This is a genomic window from Micromonospora aridisoli, assembly GCF_056150025.1.
In genome coordinates this window covers 1-572 of the sequence record NZ_JAXCFK010000117.1, presented here as the reverse complement: position 1 = coordinate 572, position 572 = coordinate 1, and the positions used below count along the sequence as shown (strand labels likewise).

General features: G+C 37.2%; 1 protein-coding gene. It reads left to right on the top strand.

Annotated elements, in window-relative coordinates; translation table 11 throughout:
• Positions 1-203: 203 nt before the first annotated feature.
• Positions 204-572, top strand: a 369-nt coding sequence (locus SM447_RS29645; protein WP_474576164.1) for a hypothetical protein, incomplete at its 3' end; no start/stop codon positions are given.

Here is a 572-nt window from a genome sequence, read left to right as displayed (position 1 = left end):
CAAAAATTAATAAAAGCATGGAATTCTACAAGACCAACTAATTGTGTGGTGGGTGTATACCAAGGCACATAACAAGCGCATCAAATCTGACGTCACACATTGTCCGATTTTTTGCTTAAAAGAAAAGGGCGCAAAAAAAGCGTCCAACATGCTCCGCAGCTTATGCGGGCGTTATGCAATTAACCATGCCAAGGAGTCCATCGATGGCTAAAAAAGAAGAGAAAGACTGTTTTGTTATAATGCCTATCGCAGATCAAGATGGCTACTCCAAAGGTCATTTTGGGCACGTTTATGAAAATATCATAAGGCCATCTTGTGAAATGGCAGGCTTTAATCCTGTTAGGGCAGACGAAGTTAAAGAAACAAATTTAATTCATCTTGATATTTTAAAGAAGCTCATTGAGGCTCCAATAGCAATATGCGATCTATCGAGTAGGAATCCTAATGTTCTTTTTGAGCTAGGTATCAGACAAGCATTTGATAAACCGGTTGTATTAATTCAAGAAAAAGATACGCCTAAAATATTTGATATAGCTCCATTACGTTACCTTGAATATTCACAAGAAATGAAA